A 223-nucleotide genomic window follows, 5' to 3' on the forward strand; every position below is an offset into this window, starting at 1 on the left:
AGCCACACCTCCACCCACGGCGCCTTCGGCTCCCTCGCTCACGGCATCGGCACCTCCGAGGTCGAGCACGTGCTCGCGACCCAGACCCTGATCCAGAAGAAGGCCAAGAACCTGCGCGTGACCGTCGACGGGCAGCTGCCCGCCGGCGTCACGGCGAAAGACATTATCCTGGCCATCATCGGCGAGATCGGCACCGCGGGCGGCACCGGACACGTGATCGAAT

General features: G+C 67.3%; 1 protein-coding gene. It reads left to right on the plus strand.

Annotation, left to right across the window (positions count from 1 at the left end):
• A partial coding sequence (locus E4K09_RS18920) for an aconitase family protein (RefSeq protein WP_244610592.1) occupies positions 1-223 on the plus strand: 223 nt, incomplete at both ends.

The organism is Microvirga pakistanensis, assembly GCF_004458765.1.
GTDB classification, from domain to species: Bacteria; Pseudomonadota; Alphaproteobacteria; order Rhizobiales; family Beijerinckiaceae; genus Microvirga; species Microvirga pakistanensis.